At 71.1% G+C, this 26,209-nt stretch carries 25 protein-coding genes, 1 other RNA gene and 1 pseudogene; 15 read left to right on the forward strand and 12 right to left on the reverse strand.

The features are described from left to right. Positions 1–631 (reverse strand): bifunctional DNA primase/polymerase (locus tag E1182_RS13945; protein WP_132264928.1); only part of this gene is annotated, 631 nt, incomplete at its 3' end. A 248-nt stretch (positions 632–879) separates the two neighbouring features. On the opposite strand from E1182_RS13945, the gene E1182_RS13950 reads away from it, so the two are divergent. The 7 genes from E1182_RS13950 (at position 880) to mctP (ending at position 7,757) form a co-directional block, all read left to right on the forward strand. After that, positions 880–2,106: a helix-turn-helix domain-containing protein gene (locus tag E1182_RS13950; RefSeq protein WP_132264931.1), complete on the forward strand. Its 1,227-nt coding sequence runs from the start codon at positions 880–882 to the stop codon at positions 2,104–2,106. 16 nt (positions 2,107–2,122) lie between these two features. After that, positions 2,123–2,698 (forward strand): flavoprotein, encoded by a 576-nt coding sequence (locus tag E1182_RS13955; RefSeq protein ID WP_132264933.1) that lies wholly within the window; start codon positions 2,123–2,125, stop codon positions 2,696–2,698. 114 nt (positions 2,699–2,812) lie between these two features. After that, positions 2,813–3,649, forward strand: a complete 837-nt coding sequence (locus E1182_RS13960; protein WP_371687551.1) for a Nif3-like dinuclear metal center hexameric protein — start codon at positions 2,813–2,815, stop codon at positions 3,647–3,649. Beyond that, positions 3,639–4,376: a zinc ribbon domain-containing protein gene (locus tag E1182_RS13965; RefSeq protein ID WP_132264937.1), complete on the forward strand. Its 738-nt coding sequence runs from the start codon at positions 3,639–3,641 to the stop codon at positions 4,374–4,376. Before E1182_RS13960 ends, E1182_RS13965 begins: the two co-directional genes overlap by 11 nt. Before the next feature lie 3 nt (positions 4,377–4,379). Then, a complete protein-coding gene (locus E1182_RS13970; RefSeq protein ID WP_132264939.1) occupies positions 4,380–5,519 on the forward strand; it encodes a bifunctional RNase H/acid phosphatase in 1,140 nt (379 codons plus the stop codon). 195 nt (positions 5,520–5,714) lie between these two features. Beyond that, positions 5,715–5,984, forward strand: a complete 270-nt coding sequence (locus tag E1182_RS13975) for a DUF3311 domain-containing protein (protein WP_132264941.1) — start codon at positions 5,715–5,717, stop codon at positions 5,982–5,984. A gap of 117 nt (positions 5,985–6,101) precedes the next feature. Continuing rightward, positions 6,102–7,757 (forward strand): monocarboxylate uptake permease MctP, encoded by a 1,656-nt coding sequence (mctP, locus tag E1182_RS13980; protein WP_132264943.1) that lies wholly within the window; start codon positions 6,102–6,104, stop codon positions 7,755–7,757. A gap of 98 nt (positions 7,758–7,855) precedes the next feature. Here mctP and E1182_RS13985 read toward each other — a convergent pair whose 3' ends face one another. After that, complete coding sequence (locus tag E1182_RS13985; protein WP_132264945.1) at positions 7,856–8,617, reverse strand: sulfite exporter TauE/SafE family protein; 762 nt, start codon at positions 8,615–8,617, stop codon at positions 7,856–7,858. Between the two features lie 121 nt (positions 8,618–8,738). Here E1182_RS13985 and rnpB point away from each other — a divergent pair. After that, an RNA gene (rnpB, locus tag E1182_RS13990) (RNase P RNA component class A) lies at positions 8,739–9,157 on the forward strand. 294 nt (positions 9,158–9,451) lie between these two features. On the opposite strand, the gene E1182_RS13995 is transcribed toward rnpB, so the two are convergent. Genes E1182_RS13995 through E1182_RS14005 form a run of 3 tightly spaced genes read right to left on the reverse strand, consistent with a single transcriptional unit; the run spans position 9,452 to position 12,119 of the window. Beyond that, positions 9,452–10,150, reverse strand: coding sequence for a hypothetical protein (locus E1182_RS13995; protein ID WP_132264947.1), 699 nt, complete (start codon positions 10,148–10,150; stop codon positions 9,452–9,454). After that, a complete protein-coding gene (locus tag E1182_RS14000; protein ID WP_132264949.1) occupies positions 10,093–11,442 on the reverse strand; it encodes a hypothetical protein in 1,350 nt (449 codons plus the stop codon). Before E1182_RS14000 ends, E1182_RS13995 begins: the two co-directional genes overlap by 58 nt. Further along, positions 11,439–12,119: an ATP-binding cassette domain-containing protein gene (locus E1182_RS14005; RefSeq protein ID WP_132264951.1), complete on the reverse strand. Its 681-nt coding sequence runs from the start codon at positions 12,117–12,119 to the stop codon at positions 11,439–11,441. Before E1182_RS14005 ends, E1182_RS14000 begins: the two co-directional genes overlap by 4 nt. Positions 12,120–12,578: 459 nt before the next feature. Here E1182_RS14005 and E1182_RS14010 point away from each other — a divergent pair. Together E1182_RS14010 and E1182_RS14015 are read left to right on the forward strand one after the other, a co-directional pair. Beyond that, positions 12,579–12,709 (forward strand): annotated as a pseudogene (locus tag E1182_RS14010) (IS5/IS1182 family transposase); the annotation flags it as partial. Positions 12,710–12,727: 18 nt separating this feature from the next. Then, positions 12,728–13,516 carry an aminoglycoside N(3)-acetyltransferase gene (locus E1182_RS14015; protein ID WP_132264953.1) on the forward strand — a complete coding sequence of 263 codons (789 nt, stop codon included), beginning with the start codon at positions 12,728–12,730 and terminating at the stop codon, positions 13,514–13,516. A 413-nt stretch (positions 13,517–13,929) separates the two neighbouring features. On the opposite strand, the gene E1182_RS14020 is transcribed toward E1182_RS14015, so the two are convergent. The 3 genes from E1182_RS14020 to E1182_RS31685 all read right to left on the reverse strand — a co-directional run bounded on the left by E1182_RS14020 (position 13,930) and on the right by E1182_RS31685 (position 16,344). Then, a complete protein-coding gene (locus tag E1182_RS14020; protein ID WP_132264955.1) occupies positions 13,930–14,436 on the reverse strand; it encodes an NUDIX domain-containing protein in 507 nt (168 codons plus the stop codon). 196 nt (positions 14,437–14,632) lie between these two features. Further along, positions 14,633–15,076: a hypothetical protein gene (locus tag E1182_RS14025; protein ID WP_132264957.1), complete on the reverse strand. Its 444-nt coding sequence runs from the start codon at positions 15,074–15,076 to the stop codon at positions 14,633–14,635. A 188-nt stretch (positions 15,077–15,264) separates the two neighbouring features. Then, the gene (locus E1182_RS31685) at positions 15,265–16,344 is read right to left on the reverse strand and encodes a hypothetical protein (RefSeq protein WP_207921396.1); all 1,080 of its coding nucleotides are present in this window, start codon (positions 16,342–16,344) and stop codon (positions 15,265–15,267) included. Between the two features lie 75 nt (positions 16,345–16,419). Here E1182_RS31685 and E1182_RS14040 point away from each other — a divergent pair, with 75 nt between their 5' ends. Both E1182_RS14040 and npdG read left to right on the forward strand, forming a co-directional pair. Continuing rightward, entirely contained in the window at positions 16,420–17,853 is a 1,434-nt protein-coding gene (locus tag E1182_RS14040) for an RNB domain-containing ribonuclease (protein ID WP_132264961.1), read from the forward strand. A 69-nt stretch (positions 17,854–17,922) separates the two neighbouring features. Further along, positions 17,923–18,621 carry an NADPH-dependent F420 reductase gene (gene npdG, locus E1182_RS14045; RefSeq protein ID WP_132264963.1) on the forward strand — a complete coding sequence of 233 codons (699 nt, stop codon included), beginning with the start codon at positions 17,923–17,925 and terminating at the stop codon, positions 18,619–18,621. An 82-nt stretch (positions 18,622–18,703) separates the two neighbouring features. Here npdG and E1182_RS14050 read toward each other — a convergent pair whose 3' ends face one another. After that, positions 18,704–19,849, reverse strand: a complete 1,146-nt coding sequence (locus tag E1182_RS14050; protein WP_132264965.1) for an FAD-dependent oxidoreductase — start codon at positions 19,847–19,849, stop codon at positions 18,704–18,706. A gap of 100 nt (positions 19,850–19,949) precedes the next feature. Here E1182_RS14050 and E1182_RS14055 point away from each other — a divergent pair, with 100 nt between their 5' ends. Then, on the forward strand, positions 19,950–20,615 hold the full coding sequence (locus tag E1182_RS14055; RefSeq protein WP_132264967.1) for a TetR/AcrR family transcriptional regulator: 666 nt from the start codon (positions 19,950–19,952) through the stop codon (positions 20,613–20,615). A 73-nt stretch (positions 20,616–20,688) separates the two neighbouring features. On the opposite strand, the gene E1182_RS14060 is transcribed toward E1182_RS14055, so the two are convergent. The 3 genes from E1182_RS14060 to E1182_RS14070 all read right to left on the reverse strand — a co-directional run bounded on the left by E1182_RS14060 (position 20,689) and on the right by E1182_RS14070 (position 24,024). Beyond that, positions 20,689–21,141, reverse strand: coding sequence for a hypothetical protein (locus tag E1182_RS14060; protein WP_207921397.1), 453 nt, complete (start codon positions 21,139–21,141; stop codon positions 20,689–20,691). Between the two features lie 105 nt (positions 21,142–21,246). After that, entirely contained in the window at positions 21,247–22,092 is an 846-nt protein-coding gene (gene panB, locus E1182_RS14065) for a 3-methyl-2-oxobutanoate hydroxymethyltransferase (protein ID WP_132264971.1), read from the reverse strand. A 171-nt stretch (positions 22,093–22,263) separates the two neighbouring features. After that, entirely contained in the window at positions 22,264–24,024 is a 1,761-nt protein-coding gene (locus tag E1182_RS14070; RefSeq protein ID WP_132264973.1) for an NAD+ synthase, read from the reverse strand. A 215-nt stretch (positions 24,025–24,239) separates the two neighbouring features. Between E1182_RS14070 and E1182_RS14075 the strand changes: the two genes are divergently transcribed. Both E1182_RS14075 and E1182_RS14080 read left to right on the forward strand, forming a co-directional pair. Next, positions 24,240–25,589, forward strand: coding sequence for a glutamine synthetase family protein (locus E1182_RS14075; protein ID WP_132264975.1), 1,350 nt, complete (start codon positions 24,240–24,242; stop codon positions 25,587–25,589). 80 nt (positions 25,590–25,669) lie between these two features. Next, on the forward strand, positions 25,670–26,095 hold the full coding sequence (locus E1182_RS14080; RefSeq protein WP_132264977.1) for a DUF350 domain-containing protein: 426 nt from the start codon (positions 25,670–25,672) through the stop codon (positions 26,093–26,095). Positions 26,096–26,209 lie beyond the last annotated feature (114 nt).

A 26,209-nucleotide genomic window follows, 5' to 3' on the forward strand; every position in this document is an offset into this window, starting at 1 on the left:
GTTCGGGGGTGAGTGTCACCCCGGTGGCCCGCAACGCCCCGATCAGGGCGTTCTGCACCAGGTACGAGTCGGGCAGCCGCCACTGGGCCTGTTCCGGGGCGACCACCCAACGCACCGGCCCTTCGGGCAGCCGGGTCGGCGGTGCGGCGATCCACGAGCCGGGCCCGTGCCGGACCACCTGGAAGCAGTGGTCGAGTTCGGGACGAAGCGGGTCACCGGGGCGGACCAGGAACATCCATCGTCCGGTCGGGGTGACCAGCACCGGGCCGCGGACGGCGGCGCCGGCCGGGTGCCAGGGGATCTCGTCGAGGACGTGCCGGCCGAGGTGGGCGGCCACCTCCAACACGTCGAAGGCCCGCCCGGTGGGCAGCAGTACGCCGTGCGGCCGGCTGCGCCACCAGTTGGCCACCCGAGCGGGGTCGGCGCTGGCGGCGTGCTCCCAGTCCTCCAGTGCCGGATGGCAACCGACGGTCGGGCAGCCGGCCCGGCCACAGACGAAGCGGCTCCGGGCCAGACAGGCGCCGGGGGTGACCGGCCAGCCGTGGATGGCGTACCGCACGGCGATCCGGCGCAGCCGGACCCGCTCGATCGACGGCAGTTGAGCGACCCGTGGTCCGACGTTCCTCCACATTCTCCGTGATCTCCCCTCGCCCCGACCGGACGTCCCACCAGGCGACATGTCGAGCACCGTCACTGCCATGACCCGCGATCGTTGAGCTGTCGAACGGCTCGTGCAACTTGCACGAAAAGTACGAGAACTGGCCGTACGGCCGACGTACAACCTGTGCGACCAGCGAAAACCTGAGACGGACGGACCACCGCCCCGACAGCGGAACCGTTCCGGGTCCACCGGACGGACAAGGGGGAGGAAAGCAGGGGATGGACGAGCTACCCATAGGACGGCGGGTCGCCTACTGGCGTAGTCGGCGCAAGATGTCCCAACAGGTCTTCGCCGACCGGCTGGGCAAATCCAAGAGCTGGGTCGACAAGGTCGAACGTGGCGTACGCCGGCTCGACAAGTTCTCCGTCCTCTACGAGATCGCCGACATCCTCCAGGTCGACGTGCAACTGCTGCTCGGCAAGGATCCGGAGCGACGCACCGACGCGCTCAACTGCATCGACCAGATCGAGGTGCAGGAAATTCGGGCCGCCCTGGAGCGGTACGACTCGATGAGCGCCTACTTCGACGCCGCGCCGTACCCGCCTCCCCTGGACGACATGCGCAAGGCCGTCAACCACGCCTGGCTCACCTATCAGTACGGCCGCTACGGGATGCTCACCCGGGCCCTGCCCAAGCTGCTGCGCGACGCCCAGTCGGCCGATGCCGGCTACGGCGGCGACCAGGAGCGGGAGGCCGCCCACCTGCTCGGGCAGGTCTACCAGATCGCCTCGTCGGTGCTGCGCAAGCTGGGCGAGTGCGAGCTGGCCTGGTTGGCCGCCGACCGGTCGATGGCGGTCGCCCAGCGTGCCGACGACCAACTGCTGGCCGGGGTCGCCACCACCCGGGTCTGCAACGCCCTGGTGGCGATGGGCCGGGCCCGCCCCGCCCTGGAGCTGAATGTCACCATCGCCAACCGGCTGGCCCCCGGTGGCCTGCACGACGCCGACCCGGAGCGTCTCTCCGTGTACGGGATGCTGCTGCTCCAGGGCGCGATGGCGGCGGCTCGCATCGGCGACTCGTCCACGGTGGAGGACCTGTTCACCGGCGCAGGCGAGGCGGCCACGCTGCTCGGCAGCGACCAGAACCACTACTGGACGTCGTTCGGCCCGACCAACCTGGAACTGCACCGCGCCGCCGCGGCGGTCGAACTGGGCGACGGCGGCCGGGCGGTGGAGATCCACCAACACATTCCGGAGCCGGCCTTCAACGCGCTGCTGCCGGAGCGGCGGGCGCACCACCTGCTCGACATCGCCCGCGGGTACGCCCAGATCGGCGACGTGGCCAACGCCGGCGAGATGCTGCTGCGCGGCGACCGGCTGGCCCCCTCCGAGATCCGGTGCCGGCCGATCGCCCACGAGGTGATGTCGGACGTCCTGCGTCGCACACGTGGTGCGCCGCCGCCGCCGATCGCCGAGTTGGCTGAGCACATGGGAGTTGGAGTATGAGCGCGGTGCCGGCCGGATGACCGGTCCACACCCCCGCAGCGAGCACCGACCGGTGCTCTACGTCATCGCCTGCGGTTCGCCACTGGCCCGGCACGTCGGCCGCCTGGTGGAGCTGGCCCAGCAGGTCGGCTGGGAGGTCTGCCTGGTCACCACGCCCGACGGCGCGAAGTTCGTCGACCGGGCCGCGCTGGCCCGGCTGACCGGCCACCCGGTACGCACCCACTACAAGAACGCCGGCGACCCCGACCTGCTGCCCCCGGCCGACGCGATGATCGTCTGCCCGGCGACGGTCAACACGGTCAACAAGTGGGCGGCCGGGATCACCGACACCCTGGCCCTGGGCCTGCTGGTCGAGGGGCAGGGCAAAGGGCTTCCCGTGGTGGTCGTCCCGTTCACCAACTCCGCGATGGCCGCCCATCCGGCGTTCCAGGCCGGGCTGTCCCGGCTGCGGGAGTGGGGCACGACGGTGCTCTTCGGCGACCACGTCTTCCCGCTGCATCCGCCCGGCGCGGCCGAACGGCACCTGCACGCCTTCCCGTGGGAGGCGGCGGTGGCCGCGCTGCCCGACCGGTGCGACAGCGCGGCGGCCTGACCGGCCTCCGCCGAGCCGGGGGACACGGACGGTGGGCGTGGCGGTACACGCCCACCGCCGCCGGTAAGCTGACCGGCCGTGAGCACAAGCACCGCACCGCCGACCGTCGCCGACGTGGTGGCGGCGCTGGAGCGCCGGTACCCGCCGGCCTGGGCCGAGCAGTGGGACCGGGTCGGCCTGGTGCTCGGCGAACCCGCCGCCGTCGTACGCCGGGTGGCGTGCGTGGTGGACGTGGTCGCCGAGACGGTGGCCGAGGCGCTCACCGCCGAGGCGGACCTGATCGTGGCGCATCACCCGCTGCTGCTGCGCGGCGTCTCCTCGGTCGCCCCGACCACGTACAAGGGGCGGATCGTGCACGACCTCATCCGCGCAGACGTGGCCCTGTACGTCGCGCACACCAACGCCGACGTCGCCGACCCGGGTGTCTCCGACGCCCTCGCCGCCCGGTTCGGGCTGACCGGGCTGCGTCCGCTGCACCGGCCGGCGCCGGGCTCCCCGGCCGAGGGGGAGGGCCGAGGCATCGGCCGGATCGGTGAACTGCCCACCCCGATGACCCTGGCGGAGCTGACCCGACACGCCGCCGCCGTGCTGCCCGCCACCGCCTGGGGCGTCCGTGCCGCCGGCGACCCGCGACGGCTGGTGCGTACGCTGGCGGTCAGCGGCGGCTCCGGCGACTCGTTCCTGGCCGAGGCGACCGCCGCCGGGGTGGACGCCTATCTCACCGCTGACCTGCGACACCATCCGGCCGGCGAACACCTCGCCGCCGGCGGGCCGGCCCTGCTGGACGCCGCGCACTGGGCGACCGAACGACCATGGCTGGACGACCTGGCCGCCCACCTGCGGGCCGAGTTCGGCGTCGAGACCTTGGTGTCCGACCTGGACACCGACCCCTGGACCCTGCACGCCGCCGCGCCCGCACTGGACGACAAGGAGCTCCACCGTGAAGGCTGAACCCGAGGTCCAGCGCCGCCTGCTCGACCTGCAGGCGATCGACACCGCCCTCACCCAGCTCGCCCACCGCCGCCGGACGCTGCCCGAGCGGGCCGAACTGGACACCCTCGCGCGGGAGCTGTCCGCGCTGGAGGACGAGCGGGTCCGCGCCCAGGTCGCCGTCGACGACCTGGACCGGGACATCGCCCGGCTGGAGAAGGACATCGACCAGGTCCGGGCCCGCAAGACCAAGGACGAGGACCGGCTCGCCGCCGGTACCGGCCCGGCCCGGGAACTGGAGGCGCTCCAGCACGAACTGGTCTCGCTCAACCGCCGGCAGGGTGACCTGGAGGACGCCGAGCTGGAGCTGATGGAGCAGCGGGAGACCGCGCAGGGCGTACTCGACGGCATCGAGGCCAAGCTGGCCGACGCGCGTGAGCGGCGCGCGGCGGCCGAGCAGCGCCGGGACGACAGCCTGGCCGAGATCGCCAAGGAGGAGGAGTTCAAGAAGTCCGCTCGCCGGCCGCTGGTCGCCGACCTCCCCGCCGACCTGGTCACCCTCTACGACCGGATCCGCGAGGACAGCGGTCTCGGTGCCGCGCTGCTCACCGCCGGGCGGTGCGGCGGGTGCCGGCTGGACATCTCCGGCGCGGATCTCGCTCGAATCCGCAAGGCGGACCCGAACGAGGTGGTCCGCTGCGAGGAGTGCCGCCGAATCATGGTCCGCACCAAGGAATCGGGGCTGTAGCCGGTGGCGGTGCGCGCGGTCGTCGTCGAGGCCGACGGCGGATCCCGGGGCAACCCGGGGCCGGCCGGCTACGGCGCGGTGGTCCGGGATCGGAACTCCGGCGAGGTGCTGGCGGAACGGTCCGAGGCGATCGGGACGACCACCAACAACGTCGCCGAGTACCGGGGGCTGATCGCCGGGCTGGAGGCCGCCGCCGAACTGGGCGCGGCCGAGGTCGAGGCCCGGCTGGACTCCAAACTGGTGGTCGAGCAGATGTGCGGCCGCTGGCAGATCAAGCACCCCGGGCTGCGCCCGCTGGCGGCGCAGGCCGCCGCGCTGGTCGACCGGTTCGAGCGGGTCCGGTTCAGCTGGATCCCCCGGGAGCGCAACAAGCACGCCGACGCGCTGGCCAACGCGGCGATGGACGCGGCCGCCGGTACCGGCACGGCGACCGAACCGGCCGCCGGCCCGGGAATTGCCGCGACCACCGGGACCGACCCGGCGACCGCCAAGCCGTCCTGGGAGCCGCGGCCCAGCTTCACCGCCACCCGGCTGATCCTGGTACGGCACGGCGAGACCGAGTGGACCGTCCAGCAGCGCTACGCCGGCCGCGCCGACGTCCCGCTCTCCGACACCGGTCGGGCGCAGGCGCGGGCCACGGCGGCCCGGGTGGCCCAGCTCGCCCCGTCCGTCGCGGCCGTGCTCAGCTCGCCGCTGTCCCGGTGTACGGCCACCGCCGAGGCGATCGCCGTGGCCCTCGGCGACCTCCCGGTACGCCGGCAGGACGACTGGATCGAGTGCGATTTCGGTGACTGGGACGGCCGGACCTTCGCCGAGGTACGCGAGGGCTGGCCGGGCGAGCTGGACGCCTGGCTCGCCTCCACCCGGATCGCCCCACCGGGCGGCGAGTCGTTCGTCACGGTGGGCGCGCGGGTCGCGAAGGCCGTGGCGGAGCTGGGTCGCGCGTACCCGGGGGAGACCGTGGTGGTCGTCTCGCACGTGTCACCGATCAAGCTGGCACTGCGCGACGCCCTCGCCGCCAACGACGCCTTCCTGCACCGGCTCTACCTGGACGCGGCCGGCATCTCCGTCTTCGACATGTGGCCCGACGGTGGCGTCGCGGTCCGTTCGGTCAACGACACCGCGCACCTCGCCGCACTCTGACGGCTACGCCGCCCGGCCGTCCCCGTAGCCCGTGGACGGTCGGGCGGATGCTGCGCGGCCTGCCGCCCGGTACGTCATTCGGCGCAACGGAATCGCCATTCGGCGCACCCGCCATCGGTCGACCCGGCGACTCGGGTGACCGTACGGCTACTCTCCGCCCGATCGCAGCAGACCGCGACCCTTCGGGGAGGGCAGATGAGTGATTCCGTGACGCCGCCGCCTAGGCCAAGGCCCGACGCCACGACGACGGACCCGACGGCCTCCAGGGCCAAGGACCACAGTTTCTGGAACTGGTTGCTTTTCGTCCCGATCGTGGTGCCGCTGATGCCGGCCCTGTTCAACGCCGACTCGCCCCGGTTCCTCGGCTTCCCGCGTTTCTACTGGCTGCAACTCGCCTACATCCTGCTCGGGGTGGCCACGACCACGCTGGTCTACCAGATGACCAAGAAGCGGGGTGGCCGGTGAGCGCGAGGAGTGAGCCGGGCCTGCGAGCCCCGCAGTCGCGAACGAAGGGGGTTCGGTGAGCGCGAGGAGTGAGCCGGGCCTGCGAGCCCCGCAGTCGCGAACGAAGGGGGTCCGCTGATGTGGCGCGACCACCTGACCGAGATCATCATATTCACGGGGTTGTTTCTGCTGGTCAGCGCGATGGGCTTCGTCGCGGCCCGGTGGCGTGCGCCACGGGACATGGCGCACCTCGACGAGTGGGGACTGGGTGGGCGCAACTTCGGCGGCTGGATCACGTGGTTCCTGGTCGGCGGTGACCTCTACACCGCGTACACGTTCGTCGCGGTCCCGGCGCTGATGTTCGGCGCCGGCGCGGCCGGTTTCTTCGCCGTGCCGTACACGATCGTCATCTACCCGCTGGTGTTCCTGGTGCTCTGCCGGCTCTGGTCGGTCTCGCACCGGCACGGCTTCGTCACCCCGGCCGACTTCGTCCGCCGCCGGTTCGACTCGCCGGTGCTGGCCCTGCTGGTGGCGATCACCGGCATCGTCGCCACCATGCCGTACATCGCGTTGCAGCTGGTCGGCATCGAGGCGGTGCTGAAGACGATGGGGGTGACCGGGGACAGCGCCCTCGCCCGGCACCTGCCGATCATCATCGCCTTCGCGATCCTGGCCGCCTACACGTACCAGTCCGGGCTGCGGGCACCGGCGTTGATCGCGTTCGTGAAGGACACCCTGATCTACGTGGTGATCCTGGCGGCGGTGCTCTGGCTGCCGCAGCGGTTGGGCGGCTGGGGGGCGATCTTCGACGCCGCCGACGCGAAGTTCGCCGCCTCGCCGAACCCGAACGACGGGTTGCTGCTCAGCGCCAACAACCAACTCCAGTACGTGACCCTGGCGTTCGGTTCGGCGCTGGCGCTGTTCCTCTACCCGCACAGCATCACCGGCGTGCTGGCCAGCCGGAACCGCGACGTGATCAAGCGGAACATGTCGGCGCTGCCGGCGTACAGCCTGCTGCTCGGCCTGATCGCGCTGCTCGGTTTCATGGCCATCGCGGCCGGGGTCAAGCCGCTGCCCGGGGCACGAGAGGGCACGGTGGACAGCAACACGGTGGTGCCGGTCCTGTTCGACCAGCAGTTCCCCGACTGGTTCGCCGGAATCGCGTACGCCGCCATCGGCATCGGCGCGCTGGTGCCGGCGGCGATCATGTCGATCGCGGCGGCGAACCTGTTCACCCGCAACATCTACAAGGAGTACCTCAAGCCGGAGGCCACCCCGGCGCAGGAGGCCAACGTCTCGAAGATCACCTCGCTGGTGGTGAAGGTCGGCGCGGTCGCCTGCATCGTCTTCCTCGACCCGCAGTTCTCCATCGACCTCCAGCTCATCGGCGGCGTGGTCATCCTGCAAACCCTGCCGGCGGTGGCGCTGGGCCTGTACACCCGCTGGTTGCACCGGGGCGCGTTGGTCGCCGGCTGGGCGGCCGGCATGGGGCTGGGCATGTGGATGCTCTACCAGATCCCGAACGCGGCGACCGGCCGGAAACACTTCGGCGGCTCGGCGTTCCCGCTGGCCGACTTCGGGTTCGACACGAAGAAGACCATCTACGTGGGGATCGTGGCCGTACTGGTGAACCTGGCGGTGGCGGCGCTGGTGACCCTGGTTCTGCGGGCGGCGAAGGTCGCTGACGGGACCGACGGCACCGAGCCGGACGACTACTTCGCCGACGAGGGCGACCCCCGGGTCACCCCCGGTGGCGCACCCGGCGCCGACGCGGCCCGCGAACCGGTCGGCTGACGGGTACCCGCCGCCCACCCGGAACGGGCGTTCGCGGCCGGCCCCGATGCCGGCCGCGTCGCCCGCCGAGGGCGTTGGCTTCGCGTCAGGGCGTCATTTCAGCGCAGCGCGCGCCAGAGCAGGTACAGGCCGACGACCGTGCCGAAGACGACGATCAGCGTCCTGAGCACCAGCGGCGGTAGGCGGCGGACCAGCCGTGCGCCCACGTACCCGCCCAGCAGCGTCGCCGGGGCCACCACGGCGACCGCCGCCCAGTTCACCGGGCCGAAGAGCGCGAAGACCACCACCGTGGTCAACCCGACCACGGCCGAGAGCAGGTTCTTCACCGCCACCACCCGGGCCAGCGTCGCGTCCAGCACCAGAGCCAGGCTGGCCACCAGCATCACCCCGAGCGCCGCCCCGAAATAACCGCCGTACGCGGTGCCGACCGCGACCATGGCGTGCACGCTGACGGTACGGCGGCGCGGGGCGAGGTCCGCGGGGTGCCCGACCAGGCGACGCAGCGGACCCTGGAAGGCGAGCATGGCCGTGGCGGCGAGCACCAGGAACGGCACCACCAGCTCGAACGCCCGGGCCGGGGTGGCCAGCAGCAGCAGGCAGCCGGCGACCGAACCCAGCACAGCGGTGGGCAGCAGCGGCCACAGCGACCGGCGGGGCGGCAGGTCGGTCCGGCTGCCCGCCACACTGGCGAGGTACCCGGGGAAGACCGCCACCGAGTTGCTGACGTTCGCCGCCACCGGCGGCAGCCCGATCGCGATCAGCGCCGGGAAGGTGATCAGGGAGCCGCCGCCGGCCACCGCGTTCACCGTGCCGGCGGCGAAACCGGCGGCGAGTACGAAAGCGGCATCGAGAGGATCCATGATGCCCCGAGGCTAGTAACCCGCCCGGCCGGCCGCACCGCCACCCCTTGTGCTCCGCTTCCCTCGGCCCGGGGTGGAATCCGGGGCGCCCGTGCCGTCGTTAGGATGAGGATGCGACGGACGAGTCGACCGGGCGGTCGCGTCGGCGGGCCACGGCCCGCCGCCGAGGAACGTCCGGACTCCACAGGGCAGGGTGGTTGCTAACGGCAACCCGGGGTGACCCGCGGGACAGTGCCACAGAAAACAGACCGCCGGCCCGTAACGGGACGGTAAGGGTGAAACGGTGGGGTAAGAGCCCACCAGCACCCCGGGTGACCGGGGTGGCTCGGTAAACCCCACCCGGAGCAAGGCCAAGCAAGGGCCGGTCATCGCAGGATGACGGCCCGGCGCAGACGCTTGAGGGCGGCCCGCCCGATGTCTGCGGGTAGGCCGCACGAGCCTGTCGGCGACGGCAGGCCGAGATGGATGACCGCCGCCGGCGCGGGCCCCGCGAGGGGTACGCGCCGGGCACAGAATCCGGCGTACAGGTCGACTCGTCCGTCGCCCAGCACGCCAGCCGCCACCGAACGGCGCTGGCGTGCTGTTTCTTCGGGTACCGCTGGAACGCGTACTGGTGCGGACGGCGAAAACAGACGCGGCGCTACACCGCGACTCGCGTGGCCCGTCGCAAGCTCTCGGCGATCACCCATGGGTATCCCCGGATCTTCGCGCACCGGCGCTGGGTCATGGCTGCCTGGTGGGCAGGACGACAAGAGGCCGGTGACAGGAGACTGCCATGCCTGGATCTGATGGCGCCGGTTGATCAATTAACTCACAGAGATCGAGATAAGAGCTTTAACCCACTCGGTTCCAGAACGGGCGAGTGTACTGCAGAATCTGGAGGCATGCGCCCACCGCCAGCAGCAGCAGGCCGACGGTTACTGCAAGGTCTGTCTCGGCGACATTGTAGATCATGTTGTACCGCCACGGCACAATTCCGGGCGTGCTGAAGGCGGCCACCACGGCCAAGGCGCACATCGACGGGGCCATGCTGGACGATATCGCACTGACGACGAGTACGACCGAGAGCAGAAGGAACCACGCCGAGAAGTACGAGTTCCGGTCGATTGATTGATCCAGCAAGAACGACATAGCCCATGCGACGGTCGTTCCACCAGCCACGAGGAGCAGCACCCACAGGCTTTGAGCTGCAACCCGGGGACGCGATCGGACCGCCTCCAGTTCCGTCGTACGGCTCGTCATGCTGCTCGCTACAGTGGCCGCAGGAAGCAGCATGAAAATTACGGCGACGGTATCCAGCGATGCACTGCCCGGAGGGGCGAACTGCAAGCCCAGAGCAGACATGCTGAATTGGGAGACGGCACCGACGACGGCCCACAGTGCGGCGTAGGCCGCGATGCCCGGTACGGTGACGCCACGGGCACCGGCGAAGGCCAATGCGATCAGGAGCCACGTGCGCAGCCCCGCCGACGTTGTCACGGCAGTGGGAGTGCCCGACAATTCCGGATCCCGTCCTGATTCGTCGTGATCCACGCGATCTGAGCGGATGCAGAGAGGCGGGAAAAAGTCTGCTGTGTCGCCCCGATCGCGGGATCCGTTGCCGCCAAGAGTTGAATGTCCGGCTCACCGGGGTAGTTGCTGCCGTCGAGGGAGATCCCTCTGGTGGTGAGCCACCACGAGTACAGCGTCAGCGCCATCCTCGCGCCAGCGGTGATTCCGGCATCGGTGTCGCCGGCTCCGAGACGCTGGCAGGGATGCAGGAAGACCGCAGCACCGAAACTCGCGTCGAGAGCACGGGGATTGATCTCGTGAGCCGGCGAGGTGCTGCGTTTGACGATAGGCACCAGCATAACGCGCACCGATGAAGGCGATCTGTGCTGTCGTAGTTCCTGTTCCAAGCTTTCGGTGGCCACTACCGTAGTGGTGGCGAAATCGGTCCCGACCATGGCGTCGGCGTTGGCCCTGACTCTGCCAACGTACTCGTCAGCAAGGTGCTGGTGCGCTCGGTCGACGCATATTGTGGGGCTGCCGGCGAAGCAGACCGCGCGATACTCGGTCTGCTCCTCGGAGCGCGTGCCGGCCGTGACAAGCACTGCTGAAAGTCCAAAGCTCGCGACCAGCACCGCCGTGTACGCGGCCCGCGTGGCGAGCAATGCCCACGCGAGCAGCGCCGTACCCAGCGCTGCCCAGAACACCGCCCGTCCCAAAAGCAATTCCACCGGCAACCGTAGGTAGGTACGATCGATCTGGTCCGTGAAGGAAATGTCGGCGAAAAGGATGTTTCCGCTGTAGGCGTCCCCGTAGATCAGCAGCATGTAGATGACATACGGAACGACTGCTGCCGTGATGGGTGCCAGCCGTGTCGGAGCGACACGGCCGACCACGGCACCCAGGCCGACACCCAGCAACACAGAGGCAAGCGTGCCCGCCAGCTCAACGACATTCAGTCGGCCGTGCGTAGCGCGGGAGGCTGTGATCGCCACGATGTAACCCAGCACCGCCGTGTAACCCATCACGCTCCCCAGCGCCACCATCAGCAACGGGGCGCGGTAGACCGCGAAGTGGGAGCGTGATGCGGTCTGGATCAGGTATTCGAAGTGGTGTCGCCGGGCCGAAGCCACCACCCATGCCGTCGATGCCGCCACGACGCAGCAGCCCCACAGCGCAGCCCAACCAACGGCTGCGCTGGCGCTCGGCCAGTGGCCGGACCATCGTTCGGACTTGGTGGCCACAACGACGATGCCCTGCAGTGCGGTGACGACCGCGACGGCGAGACCGACAATAAAATCTGCGGTATTGGCCTTGCCTGGCGTGATGCTTGTCACGGCCTCTGGCCGATCAATGCCTGGAAGCCGTTTCGCAGCGCACCGATTCCCGATTCCCCTCCACCGTGCCGGATCAGGTCTTCGACGGTTCCTGTCCAGCGGACCGCGCCTTTGTCGATGATCACGATGTGCTCGGCCAAGGCGTCGACGTCCTCAAGGAGGTGCGTTGCCACAACGACAACCTTCTCCTCACGGACATGACGGATGAGATCATGGAACGTGTCGCGCTGCTCCGGGTCCAACCCGGCGGTGGGCTCATCCAGAATGAGGACATCGGGATCCGCCACCAGTGCTGCCGCTAGCCCGGCTCGACGTAACTGTCCGCCGGAAAGGGACTTGAGCGGCTGGCGGGCACGCTCCGTGAGATCGACCAGTTCGAGCACCGCCCGGGTTCGCTCCGGGACGAGACGCGGTGGAATCTCCTTGAGCCAAGCGGCGTACGCCACGAATTCCTCGACCTTCATGCGAGGAGGGAAGCCGAAGGCCTGGGGAAGCCAACCGATACGGCGCAGCGTGGGCCGACCTGACGTGGGTGCCGCGCTGACCGGTCCACCGTTCAGGCGCACCTCGCCTGCGCTGGGACGGACCGCGCCGGCCAAGACGCGCATGAGGGTTGTCTTGCCCGCTCCATTCCTTCCAAGGAACAAATGGGCACCGTTTGTCAGTTCGAGCGACACATTAGCGAGAACTTTTTTGTCCCGTAGTGGAAGTCGATTTTTTGGATCTGAAGCACGTTCACCCCGGAGGCCGCACCATTGCTACGGACCTCATCATTCTAGCCGGCGCAGGCAGCGGGTGGACGGTTACCCCTGTCGGTTTGGATCGAGTGCTTTGTCCGCAGCCTTCACGAACGCCGACCAACGCCGAACCTTGTATTGCTGATTCCGCAGTGCGTCCGCTGGACACCAGCGGCGCGGGAATGGGAGAGCGTGCGAAGTTGCTGGTTCGCGGATTTCCCGCGCCGCTGGATTTGCGCTAGTGGGGCAGTGTTTTCAGTGCGAGATTAGCGCCGGATGGTGGCGGACCACGAACCGCATGGAGGTTGTTAACATCCTTGCATACTCGGGCCTTCACGCCCTCGAAGCTGCAGGGCCACGTGCCGATGAGCGCGGAAATCGTTCCGCCGCGGCTGACCAGAGAGGTGCGTCTCCACGCTCAAGACCTGGAAGTCCTGGCGAAGCTGCGCTGCTGCCCACAGCGAGCAACCACGATCGTGCAGGCTATCCTCGTCCTGCACCACGTCGAAGCCAACCGCTACGCAGGATGAAACGGCTCACTGCGCCGAATGGACCAGCTAGCACCCCACACCGTCCAGTCTCTGGCGTCCGAGCTGCGCGCACTCGGCCTCACTTCGGGCGACGTACTGCTGCTGCACTCGTCGAACCGGAACCTCGGGTTCGTTGCCGGAGGCCCCCAGGCAGTTGTGCGAGCGGTGCTGGATGTGCTCGGCCCCGAAGGCACCCTCGTCGTGCCGACCCACACGCCCGACAACACGGACCCGGCCGGGTGGCAGCATCCGCCCGTTCCCGAGGCGTGGTGGCCCGTGATCCGGGAGCACACCCCCGGCTTCGGCCGATCGTGCACACCGAGCCGGCGGATGGGTGTCATTGCCGAGGTGGTCCGTACGTGGCCGGGTGCTCTGCGCAGTAATCATCCGCAGGTCTCGTTCGCCGCTCTGGGCAGGAACGCCGCGAGCGTCGTGGACGGGCACCAACTCGACGACGCGTTGGGCGAGAACTCCCCGCTCGGCGCGGTGTACCGCCTCGACGGCAAGGTGCTACTGCTGGGATGCGGTCACAGATCCAACACCTCGCTGCACCTGGCGGAGTGCCGGCAGGTGTCGCCTCCGCAGGCGGTCACCGGTTCGTCAGTCCGACAGCCGGACGGGACAGACCGATGGACCACGTGGGTCGACGTCGTTGCCGATGAGGGCGACTTCGATCGGCTGGGTGCCGAGTTCGAGGCCACCGGTGCCGTGGTGATCGGTCAGGTTGGCAGTGCGGCGGCCCGCCTGATATCCCAGCCTGTTCTGGTCGACTTCGCGACCGCCTGGATGGCCGCCAACCGCCTTTGACGACACCGTGAGCAAGTGGTTTCCGGCCGGCGGATTCAGCCGTCGGCGGGGCTTGCCGCCCGGTACGCGGTGTCGTGATGGTCATCGGCTCGATTCCCGCGACCGGAATTCGAGGAGGAGCAGCTTGACCGACCTCGACCGTAAGCCACCCCGTCGTACAAAGGAGGACAGCCGCGGCGCCATCCATGCCGGGGGTCTCTACAGCATGGCCAGCGACCATGGCTCCGTCACCGACTACGACGGCAGCAGCACCATCGCGAAGTGGATCGGATCGCCCCGAACCGAGGCAGCCGCCACAAGGTGCGGCAGATGGTGGCATCCAGAGGCCGGGGACACCGCCACTTGCCGCAATCGGCGACCGGGCCGACCGGGCCGACCGGGCCGGCTGGGGAGCGCCAGCGCCAGCGCCGGCGTCAGCCGGCGACGGCCGTCACCTCGTCCCAGGTGGAGCCGGCGGGCAGGTACCAGGCGTCCGCCGCGGCCCCGAGGGCGTGGGCGATGACCAGACGGGCATGCGCGTCCAACTCGGGCAGCCGGTCCGGCGGGAACCATTCCACCGCCAGTGACTCGTCGTCGTTGACCCGCGCCGTGCCGGAGATCAGCCGGCAGTGGAAGCCCAGGTTCAAGTACTCGCAGCGATCCCCGTTCGGGTAGGTGTGCGGGTGCGACAGCACACTGCTGAGCCGGATCGGCTCGACGCGCAGCCCGGTCTCCTCCGCCACCTCGCGCACCACGGCGGTGGCCGGTTGCTCACCCGGCTCGACGATCCCGCTCACCACCGACCAGCGGCCGTCGTCGGCCCGCTGGCCGAGCAGCAACGCCCCACGCTCGTCACACACCACCGCGCTGACGCTCGGCAGCCAGAGCAGGTCGTGGCCGATGTGCCTGCGCATCCGCTGGATGTAGTCCGGTACGCCCATCCGGCGACCCTAGCCGCCGTGGTCGCGCCCCGCGCAAGCAGGCGGCGGGGGTCAGCCGCACCAGGGCGACGCTCCGCTCACCGACACGGTCGGTGTCGCAGCGCGGACAGGATCGGCTCCCGGCCGTTGTCCTGGTCATGACCGCCGACCATGCCGGTGTCGGCTGCCCGGGGCACCGGCCGTTCGGCGGAGCCGGTCACGACGGGCACACCACCCGTTCCAGCGCCACCGGATTCGGGCCGACCACCTGCGCGAAGCAGCCGTCCGCGGTGGCCTGCTGCCATCCGAAGAGGCTCGGCGCGGTTTTCGCCACGCGTACCCGGAAGACCATCCGGACCCCGGCGGCGGCGCGCTCCACGGTGAGCACCTCGACTCCCTCGGCGCGGTCGGCGATGCCGCGTAGCGTCGCCTGCCCGGCGGTCGGTTCGGCCAGCAGTTGCGTCCGCGTCCGTTGTGCGGTCGTGGTCACCTCGCGCGCCGCCCGCTGCTCCAACCGCTGCTGCGAGCGGTCCCGCAGCAGGGGCGTCATCACCGTCACCCCGACCACCGTCAGTACCACCGCGACACCGGCGGCGATCAGGCCACGCGACGCCCAGCCCGGTCTTCCTCCCCCGAAACGCACCTCGGGATTCTGCGTCACCGACCCCCTCGCCGGCTGTCCCGTCAACGTCAGACGAGTTTCGGCGTTCCCGCCCGCGCCCCTGTGACCAGGTCTAATGTGGAAGCCGACGAGTATTTACCCGATTCGGTGGCGGCCGGGCTGCTCCCGGTGCACAGTGAGCTCATGAGCGACAGCGGACGTGTCGGGCGCTACTACTGGTGCACGCGTCACCATCGGGTCGAAACCGATGTCGACCTGTGTGCCGCCCGGCACGTTCTCGGGCCGTACGCCTCAGCCGCCGACGCGGAGAACGCCCTGCAGCGGGTGCGGGAGCGTAACGAAGCGTGGGAGGCCGAGGACGCCCGCTGGGCCGGGGAGGGCAGATAGACGGCGCGGGACGGCCCGCGTCGAGGAACTCCGTGCCTCCGGGGGAGGCACGTGAGCGCATGCCCCAAGGAGGGAACCGAGATGGCCGAAGCACAACAGGCCACCCGCCCGGCCGCCAGGAGATCCGCCGCGACCGAGCGGACCGCCGGCACCACCCGGAGCACCCCCGCACGCCGGTCCGTGCCGGCCACTACGACGGCCCGCAGGGCACCGGCCGGTAAGGCGTCGCCGAACGCCTCAGGTGCCGGGAGCGGCCGTGCCCCGGCCACCACGGCGACCGCCGCGAAGAGGACCACGGCCGTGAAGGCGGCTCCGGCCAGGAAGACCACGGCGTCGAAGACCACAGCGGCGGCGACGAAGGCCCCGGCGGCGAAGAGAACCACGGCGAGGACGGCTCCGACGACCAGGGCCGCCGCCAGGAAAGCCCCGGCTGGCCGGACGGCGGCGAAGAAGGCTCCCGCCCAGAAGGCCACCACCAGGACCACCGCCGGGGCGAAGAAGACCACCGCCGGGGCGAAGAAGACCACGGCCGCGGCGAAGAAGACGGGTACGGCGGCGAAGAAGACGACCTCGGCCGCGGCGAAGAAGACGAGCATGGCGGCGAAGAAGACGACCTCGGCCGCGGCGAAGAAGACGGGCACGGCGGCGAAAAAGACGAGCACGGCGGCGAAGAGGACGACCTCGGCCGCGGCGAAGAAGACGAGCACGGCGGCGAAGAAGGCGGTGGCGTCGAAGACCACCGCCAGGAAGGCCCCCGCGAAGAAGGCCCCCGCGAAGAAGGCGACCGGCATGTCGTCGACCACCGCGCGCACGGCGGGCAGGCCGACACCCGTGAGGAAGGCCACGGCCCGTAAGGCCCCTTCGCGTACGACCGCCGCCCGCGGCAGCGCTCCGGCGGGCACCCGCTCGCGTGCGCGCAAGAGCAGCTGACCGTACGCCGAGTACCGCCCTCACGCGGGAGAGCGGATCATGCCCGGGGCTGCCAGGATTGACCCGTGCTCATCCGACGTGTGCTGGCGCCCCGCATCGACTTCGGTGCGCTGCGCCGCGAGCTGGGACTGCCGGACGCCTTCCCAGCCGCGGCGCAGCGCGAGGCGGACGAGGCGGCCGCCGCCGCGCCGCCCGCCGCGACCGACCGCACCGACGTCCCGTTCGTCACCGTCGACCCGGCGACCTCCCGCGACCTCGACCAGGCGATGCACCTGAGCCGCCGCCCCGGTGGCGGCTACCGGGTGCGCTACGCCATCGCCGACGTCGCCGCCCACGTACGACCCGGCGGCGCACTCGATGCGGAGACCTGGCGGCGCGGGCAGACCGTCTACCTCCCCGACGGCAACGTGCCGCTGCACCCGCACACGCTCAGCGAGGGCGCGGCGAGCCTGCTGCCCGACGTCGACCGGGCGGCGGTGGTGTGGACCATCGACCTCGACGCCGACGGCGGCACCGTGGCCGTGTCGCTGGAGCGCGCCCGGGTCCGCAGCCGGGCCAAGCTCGACTACGTCGGGGTGCAGGCCGCCGCCGAGACCGGGACGCTGCCCGAGCCGATCGCCCTGCTGCCCGAGGTCGGCACCCTGCTCACCGCCCGTGGGCTGCGTCGGGGCGCGGTCAACCTGCCGCTGCCGGAGCAGGACGTCGAACCCGACGGCGACGGCTGGCGGCTGGTGCTGCGCGGCCCGGCGCCGATGGAGGACCACAACGCCCAGGTCTCGCTGCTCACCGGGATGGCCGCCGCCGACATCATGCTCGCCGGCGGGATCGGCCTGCTGCGGACCATGCCGGCGCCCAAGCCCGAGGCGGTGGCCCGGCTGCGCGCCGCGGCGACCGCGTTGGGCGTGCCCTGGCCGGACGGGACCAGCGTCGGCGAGCTGCTGGCCGGGCTGGACACCAGCCGACCCCGGGCCGCCGCCTTTGTCGACCAGGCGGCCGAGCTGATGCGCGGCGCCGCGTACACCGCCTTCGACGGCGAGCCGCCCGAGCGGCCGGGCCACGGCGGGGTCGCCGCCGCGTACGCCCACGTCACGGCCCCGTTGCGCCGGCTGGCCGACCGGTACGCGACGGAGGTCTGCCTGGCCCTGCACGAGGGCCGGCCGGTGCCCGACTGGGCCAGGGCGGCGCTGCCCCGGCTGCCCGAGGTGATGGCCGCGACCGACCGCGCGGCCGGTGCCGCCACCCGGGGCGCGATCGAGCTGGCCGAGGCGGTGCTGCTGGCGCACCGGGTGGGGGAGAGCTTCCCCGCCGCCGTGCTCGACGTTGACGCCGCGCCGAACGGGCAGCCGAAGCCGGGCCGGCAGCCCGGCGGCACGGTGGCGTTGGACGACCCGCCGGTACGCGCCCGGTGCGTCGGCGTGCTGCCGCTGGGCGAACGGGTCCGGGTACGACTGGTCACCGCCGACCCGGTCCGGCGTATGGTGCTCTTCGCCCACGACTGATCCACGAGGCGGGATTCGTCACAGTGACGGGCGCTGCTGCCGTGCGGGACGGTTTGCGAGGATGATCGCATGGCTTACGACGCGACCAGGCTGCCCGATGTCTCCGGGCTGACCGTCGGCATCATCGGTGGCACCGGCGACCAGGGACGGGGGCTCGCCTACCGGTTCGCCCGGGCTGGTCAGCGGGTGCTGATCGGTTCCCGTTTCGCCGAGCGCGCCGCCGAGGCCGCCGCCGAGATCGCCGCCCTGCCCGGGGTGCCGGCCGACGCCGAGGTGACCGGGGCGGGCAACGAGGAGGTCGCCCGCGGCAGCGACGTGGTCGTGATCGCGGTGCCCTGGGACGGGCACGCCGCCACCGTCGCCGCACTGGCCGAGCCGCTGGCCGGCAGGATCGTGGTCGACTGTGTCAACCCGCTGGGCTTCGACAAGCAGGGCCCGTACGCGCTGCCGGTGCCGGAGGGCAGCGCGGTGCAGCAGGCCGCCGCCCTGCTGCCCGACTCGCGGGTCTGTGCGGCGTTCAACCACGTCAGCGCCCCGCTGCTGGCCGACCCGGAGGTCGACCGGATCGACCTCGACGTGCTGATCTGCACCGAGGACCGGGAACTGGTCGACATCGTCGGCGCACTGGCCGCCCGGATCCCCGGCATGCGTGGCATCTACGCCGGCCGGCTGCGCAACGCCCACCAGATCGAGGCGTTCACCGCCAACCTGATCGCCATCAACAAGCGGTACAAGGCGCACGCCGGCATCCGCGTCACCGACCTCTGACGCCGACCCGTCCCGCTGGGCGGAGATCCTGGTACGGAACAACCCCTCGGGGAGCCACTGCGTACCAGGATCTGTTCTGGTCCTAGCGGGTTGCGCGTTGCAGGAGGCGGCGGAGGGCGGGGAGGGTGAGGGCGCGGATGGCCAGATCGCCGAGCCAGACGTGGAACCGGCTGGGTGGCGCGTACTGGAGCATGCCCCGGCGGGCGTGGGCCTGCCGTCTGGTGACCTCCGGGCGGAGTCCGGCCTCCCAGTCCAGCAGGGCCGAGGGGACGTCGTCGCCGTGCCGTTGCAGGGCGGCGCCGAGTTGGTCGGCTCCGGCGAGTGCGAGGGCGGCGCCGTGTCCGGCGAAGAGCGTGACGCACCAGGCCGCGTCACCGAGCAGCACGATCCGGCCGGTGCTCCACCGAGGCATGATCACCTGGCTGACCGCGTCGAAGTAGGCGGCGGCGGGGTTCTGCGCGAGGTGGTGGAGCACGTCGGGCACGCCGCCGCCGAGGTCCCCGAACGCCGTGCCGAGCGCGTCCACCGGTCCGCGCTTGAGTTCGCTGGCCGGGTCGGTGCACCGGTAGGTGAAGAACGCCGATGACCGCTGCGGGCCCAGGTTCACCACCGCGGCGGTGCGTCCCGGGCCGATGAACGTGGTGGCGGACGGCTCCGGCACGTCCGCCACCGGGTGGCTCAGCGGAACGGCGCCCACGATGTACGGCAGGTCGACCTGGTGGTCGGCGCCGAAGCTGGTGGTACGGGTGGCGGAGTGCACGCCGTCGGCGCCGACCAGCAGGTCGGCCTCCTGGGTGGTGCCGTCGCTGAGCATCACCCGTACGCCGTCGGTGTCCTGGTCGATGGCGGTGACGGTGGTGCCGAAGCGGATCTGGGTGCGGTCGTGTGCCGCCGCGTACAGCGTGGCTTCCAGGTCTCCGCGGAACAGCGACACGGCGCGCTCACCGAGGGCGGCCTCGGCGATGGCGGAGGGCACGGTGAGCTTGGCACGTCCGTCGGCGCGGACCAGCACGGTGGTGAACAGGCCCACGTCGTGGGTGGCCAGCGCGGCGGTCAGGCCGAGACGCTCGGCGGCGTCGTAGCCCGGCCCGAGCAGGTTCACCAGGTAGCCGCTGCTGCGCCGGGCGGGGGCGCGCTCCACCACGGTGGTGTGCCATCCGTCCCGGCCGAGTCGCAGGGCGGTTGCCAGCCCGGCTATCCCCGCGCCGATGATCACTGCCCGCTTCATCCACCGCTCCCGCCACCAAGAATGAACAATTGCTCAAACAGTATGAGCGCATGTTCATACCTGCGCAACGTCGGCCGCGACCGGCGCCTAGACTTCGGACATGCCGCGCGGAGTCGCCATCGCAGAACCCAGGCAGCAACTGTTCGCCGCCCTCGAACGCCTGATCGCAGGAGAAGGGCCGGGCCGGCTCACCAGCCGGGCCGTGACCCGCGAGGCCGGCGTCGCCACCGGCCTGCTGTACGCGCACTTCTCGACCTTTGACGGCTTCCTGGTCGGCTACGCGGTCGACCGGGCCTTCCAGATCTCCAGCCGGGCAACCAACCTGTCGGAACGCGCCGGCTCCGGCACGGTCGCCGGCAATCTGAGCGACGCGGCCCTGGCGTCGCCGCTGGGCATGCTGCTCGCGGTGACCCGGCTGATGGCCTGCCGGCCCGAACTGGCGACAGAAGTCGAAGCGGTACTGGGCGACGGCGCCGCCGGGCTACGAGCGGTCGAACGGGCAACCGCCGACTACCTGACCGCCGAGCAGCAACTCGGCAGGGTGCCGGTGGACACCGACGTGGAGGCGTTGGCGCTGGCGGTGGTCGGCGTACTGCACCACGTCGCGCTCACGGGCGAGACCCAGCCGGCGGCGCAGAGCCGGATCCGGCGGACGATGGCCGCGCTCACCGCAGGCTTCCCCGCCGTCGCCCAGCCCGGGCGGGATCTGACCGTCAGCCCTCGCCACGCCGGACAGTCGTTGCCCACCGGCGGCGACCCGTCCTGAAACCCGCGAGGGCGAAAAGGAAACGCCGGTCACGGCGTGCCGGTAGGAGGGCACACCGCGACCGGCGGGTCGGTCAGAAGTTGATGGCAACGCCGGCCTTCTTGCAGGCGGCGGTGAGGTCCTTGCCGGCCTTCTCCAGGGCGGGGCTGTCGGCGGCGGCCATGTCCTTGGCCGCCTTGCCGGCCTCCGTGCCGAACGCGACCAGCGCGGGGGCCACCTCGCTACCCGGCCCGGCGGTCGCGGCCGTGTCAGCCAATCCCTTTGCCATCTCGGTGTAGGCCTTCTTGACTACCGGCGTCACGTCCTCACCCGACGACGCGGCCTTCACCAGAGCCGTCCTCGACTCGTCGCCGATCTTCTTCGCCGCCTCGCAGAGCTTCTTCTCGCTCGCCGGGTCGGCGGCGACGGCGGACGCCGTGGCGGCGGCGGCAGGGGCGTCCGCGACGGACGTGGTGGCGGGCAGCGTGGGCGTGGCCGTCTTCGACGGCTGCTCCCCGCCACACGCCGCCATCGCCAGCACGGACACACAGGACAGGACTACAACGGAAAATCGAAAGCGATGCACGGACGGACACCCTAGCGGTTTCCTCCGGTTCGTGGGTGCCCGTCCGTGTTCACCGGCCAGGGCCGGTCAGAAGGTGTGCTCGGCAGCCGGGAACTGGCCGCCGCGTACCTCCTCGGCGAAGCGGCGGGTCGCGTCCGTCAACGCACCGGCCAGGTCGGCGTACCGCTTGACGAACCGCGGCGCGCGGCCAGTGCGCAGCCCCGCCATGTCCTGCCAGACCAGCACCTGCGCGTCGGTGTCCGGGCCGGCGCCGATGCCGACGGTCGGGATGTCCAACTCGGCGGTGATCCGCTTGGCCACCTCGCCCGGCACCATCTCCAGCACCACCGCGAACGCGCCCGCCTCGGCCACCGCCCGGGCGTCGGCGAGCACCTCGTCGGCCGTGTCGCCGCGCCCCTGCACCCGGTAGCCGCCCAGGGTGTGCTCGCTCTGCGGGGTGAAGCCGATGTGCGCCATCACCGGGATACCGGCACCGACCATCGCGGAGATCTGCGCGGCGCACCGCCGCCCACCCTCCAGCTTGACGGCGTGGCAGCCGCCCTCCTTCATGAACCGCACCGCCGTACGCAACGCCTGCGCCGGCCCCTCCTCGTACGAGCCGAACGGCAGATCGCCGACGACCAGCGTCTGCCGGGTCGCCCGCACCACGGCCCGCACCAGCGGCAGCAGCTCCTCGGCGGTCACCGGCAGGGTCGTCTCGTAGCCGAACACGTTGTTCGCCGCCGAGTCGCCGACCAGCAGCACCGGGATGCCGGCGGCGTCGAAGATGCCGGCGGTGTACTGGTCGTACGAGGTGAGCATCGCCCAGCGCTCGCCGCGTTCCTTCGCGGCGATCAGGTCGCGGGTGCGCACCCGCCGGGTCGCCGGACCGCCGTAGAGGGCGGTCACCTCGGTCGGGGTGGACTCCACCATGACTGTCTCCTTTCCTCGAGGCCGCTGACGCGGTCCCCGGGTACCTGCCGCGATCGTCGCACCGGGCGACCCCGTCCGGGCAGGGTGCAGTGCAGGATGTCACTCCGCGTCGGTGCCCGCCCGTCCGGTGGTCGGCTCACGACCACCGGACGGCGGTGAGGTCGGGGCAGGTCAGCCGTTCTCCCGCCAACGGTTGGTGATCGGCAGCCGGCGGTCCCGCCCGAACGCCTTCATGGAGATCTTCGTGCCCGGGGCGGACTGGCGGCGCTTGTACTCGGCGATGTCCACCAGCCGGAGCACCTTGTCCACCACCGCCGGGTCGTGCCCGGAGGAGACCAGCCCGTCGCGGCCCAGGTCGCCGTCGACGTAGCCGATCAGGATCGGGTCGAGCACGTCATACTCGGGAAGGTTGTCGCTGTCGAGCTGGCCGGGGCTCAGCTCGGCCGACGGCGGCTTGCCGATGGAGTTCTCCGGGATCGGCGGGGCCTCGCCCCGGGCGGCGGCGTCGGCGTTGCGCCACTTCGCCAGCCGCCAGATCAGCGTCTTCCAGACGTCCTTGACCGGGTTGAAACCGCCGACCGAGTCGCCGTAGAGAGTGGAGTAGCCGACCGCCAGCTCACTCTTGTTGCCGGTGGTGAGGACCAGGTGCCCCTCCTGGTTCGACAGTGCCATCAGGATCACGCCGCGCACCCGGGCCTGGAGGTTCTCCACCGCCACCCCGGACAGCGACAGGTTGGCCAGGAAGGCGTCCACCATCGGCTGGATCGGCTCGATCCGGTAGTCCAGCCCGGTCCGTTTGGCCAGCTCCTCCGCGTCGGCGCGGGAGTGCTCCGAGGAGTACTGGCTGGGCAGGGAGACCCCGACCACCCGGTCCGGCCCGAGCGCGTCGACGGCGAGCGCCGCCACCACCGCCGAGTCGATGCCGCCGGAGAGGCCGAGCACCACCGAGGGGAAGCGGTTCTTGTTGACGTAGTCGCGCAGGCCGAGCACCAAAGCCTGCCAGACCTCGGCCTCGTCGGCGACCGGGGCCATCGTCCCGCCGTCGGCCGCCGGGCCCGCCGGGGCCGGCGGGATCGCCGCGACGGTACGCCGCAGCACCCGCATCCCGTCGGCCAACTCCTCGGCCTCCGGGCCGGGCGGGCCCGCCTCGGGCAACTCGACGTCATGCACCAACAGGTGCTCGACGAACTGCGGGGCGCGGGCCAGCAGCCGGCCGTCGGCGGCCACGATCATCGAGTCGCCCTCGAAGACCAGCTCGTCCTGCCCGCCGATCATGTTGACGTACGCGATGGTGGCGTCGGCCTCCGCGGCCCGGCGGCGGACCAGCGGCAGCCGGATGTCGTCCTTGTTCAGCTCGTACGGCGAACCGTTGATGTTGACCACCAGCCCGACGCCGGCCTGCCGGGCCACCGCGAACGGGCCGCCGGCCTGCCAGAGGTCCTCGCAGATGGTCAACGCGACGTCCACGCCGCCGACGCGCACCACGGTCAACGTGTCGCCGGGGACGAAGTAGCGGTCCTCGTCGAAGACGCCGTAGTTGGGCAGGTGGTGCTTGAAGTAGCGGGCCACCACCGTGCCGCCGTGCAGCAGCGCGGCGGCGTTGCGGGCACCCCGGCCGGGCTGGGCGTCCCCGGAGACCTGCGGCGGGCCATCGGCGTCGAGATAGCCGACCACCACCGGCAGGTCGCCCAGACCGTCGGCGGCCAGGTCGGCGGCGAGCTGGTCCAGTGCGGCCTTCGACGCCGCCACGAACGAGCGGCGGAAGACCAGATCCTCGACCGGGTAGCCGGTGAGCATCATCTCCGGGAAGGCGACGAGCTGGGCGCCGGCGTCGGCGGCCTTACGGGTCCCGGCGCGGACCAGCGCGGCGTTGCCGGCGAGGTCCCCGACGGTCGGGTTGACCTGGGACAGGGCGAGACGCAGGGTGGGCATGTGTTCATCTTGCCCCAGCCGGCCCGCGCCAATCCGCAGCGTCGGACGAGACGGCGGCCACCCGACGGGGGGGCGGGTTCGCCGGACGTGATCCGCCGGCCGGGACACCGCAGGACGCGCGCCGGCAGGTCGCGTAACGTCTGCTTAACCAGACCGGTGCAGACTGGGCGATCAGGCCGGGCCGGCCCCGGACGTAGTCGTGAGAGGTTGGGGAAGTGGACCGTCAGCAGGAGTTCGTCCTCCGTACGCTGGAAGAGCGGGACATCCGGTTCGTCCGGCTGTGGTTCACCGACGTGCTCGGCACGCTCAAGAGCGTGTCGGTGGCGCCCGCCGAGCTGGAGGCGGCCTTCGAGGAGGGCATCGGTTTCGACGGCTCGGCCATCGAGGGCTTCGCCCGGGTCTTCGAGTCCGACATGGTCGCCATGCCCGACCCGACCACCTTCCAGGTCTTCCCCTTCGAGGGCGGCGTCAGCGGCGAGAGCGCCCGGATGTTCTGCGACATCCTGCTGCCCGACGGCAGCCCGTCCTGGGCCGACCCGCGGCACGTGCTGCGCCGGATGCTCTCCAAGGCCGCCGAGAAGGGCTTCACCTTCTACACCCACCCCGAGATCGAGTTCTTCCTGCTGGAGAACGGCCCCATGGACGGCTCGGTGCCGGTGCCGGTCGACACCGGTGGGTACTTCGAGCACACCACGCACGCCGTGGCGCGGGACTTCCGCCGCCAGGCGGTGCTGGCCCTGGAGCGGATCGGCATCTCGGTGGAGTTCAGCCATCACGAGGTCGCCCCCGGCCAGCAGGAGATCGACCTGCGCTACGCCGACGCGCTGACCACCGCCGACAACGTGATGACCTTCCGGCACGTGGTCAAGGAGGTGGCGCTCTCCACCGGGGTGCAGGCCACCTTCATGCCGAAGCCGTTCACCGACCAGCCGGGCAGCGGCATGCACACCCACCTGTCGCTGTTCGAGGGGGAGCGCAACGCGTTCCACGACGCCGGCGACCCGATGAAGCTCTCCAAGGTGGCCAAGTCGTTCATCGCGGGGCTGCTCGCCCACGCCCGCGAGTACACCGCCGTGACCAACCAGTGGGTCAACTCGTACAAGCGGCTCTTCCCGCAGGCGCTGCCGGACCGGATCACCGAGAGCCCGGCGTACGTCTGCTGGGGGCACCTGAATCGCTCGGCGCTGGTGCGGGTGCCCGCGTACGGCAAGCCGAACTCGGCCCGGGTGGAGGTGCGCTCGCTGGACTCGGCGACCAACCCCTACCTGGCCTTCGCGGTGATGCTCGGCGCCGGCCTCAAGGGCATCGAGGAGGGCTACGAGCTGCCGCCGGGCGCCGAGGACGACGTCTGGTCGCTGTCCAGCGCCGAGCGGCGGGCCATGGGGTACGAGGCCCTGCCGGAGAACCTGGCCGAGGCGATCGACGTGATGGCCGAGTCCGAACTGGTCGCCGAGGTGCTCGGCGAGCACGTCTTCGACTTCTTCCTGCGCAACAAGCGCGCCGAGTGGGAGCAGTACCGCCGCGAGGTCACCCCGTACGAGCGGCAGCGCTACCTCTCGCTCTAGATCATCCTTGCGTCGGAGGACTATCGTCTCGTTCACCGTGCCGGCACCCCGCCGGCCGGTGGACGGGCGGAGGCGGTCAGGTGCTGGAGGATCTGCTCAGCGGAGCGTGGCAGAGCGTGGTCTACGGGGGCGTCGGGGTGATCCTGATGGCCGCCGGGTTCCTGCTGGTGGACGTGCTGACCCCGGGGAAGCTGCGCGAGCTGATCTGGGTGCGGCGCAACGGCAACGCGGCGCTGCTGCTGGCCGCCAACCAGCTCGGCATCGCCGGGATCGTCTTCACGGCGATCCTCACCAGCTACAGCGACTTCGCCAAGGGGCTCGCCTCCACGGTGATCTTCGGGCTGGTCGGCCTACTGATCATGGCGTTGGCGTTCTTCGTGCTCGACCTGCTCACCCCCGGGCGGCTCGGCGAGATCATCTGCTCGGACGAGCCGCACCCGGCGGCCTGGGTCAGTGCCGCCACGCACTTCGGTGCCGCGCTGATCGTCTGCGCCTGCATCGCCTGACGCCGGCTGTCGTACCCCGGGTCTAGCCCTCTCGGGGTGAACCGACCGGCAGCACTGTCAGCCGAGGGGGCGTCCGGTCCCGCCGCAGGGGCGGGACCGGACGCGAGGGGAGGG

The sequence above is a fragment of the Micromonospora sp. KC721 genome, assembly GCF_004348355.1.
Taxonomy (GTDB): domain Bacteria; phylum Actinomycetota; class Actinomycetes; order Mycobacteriales; family Micromonosporaceae; genus Micromonospora.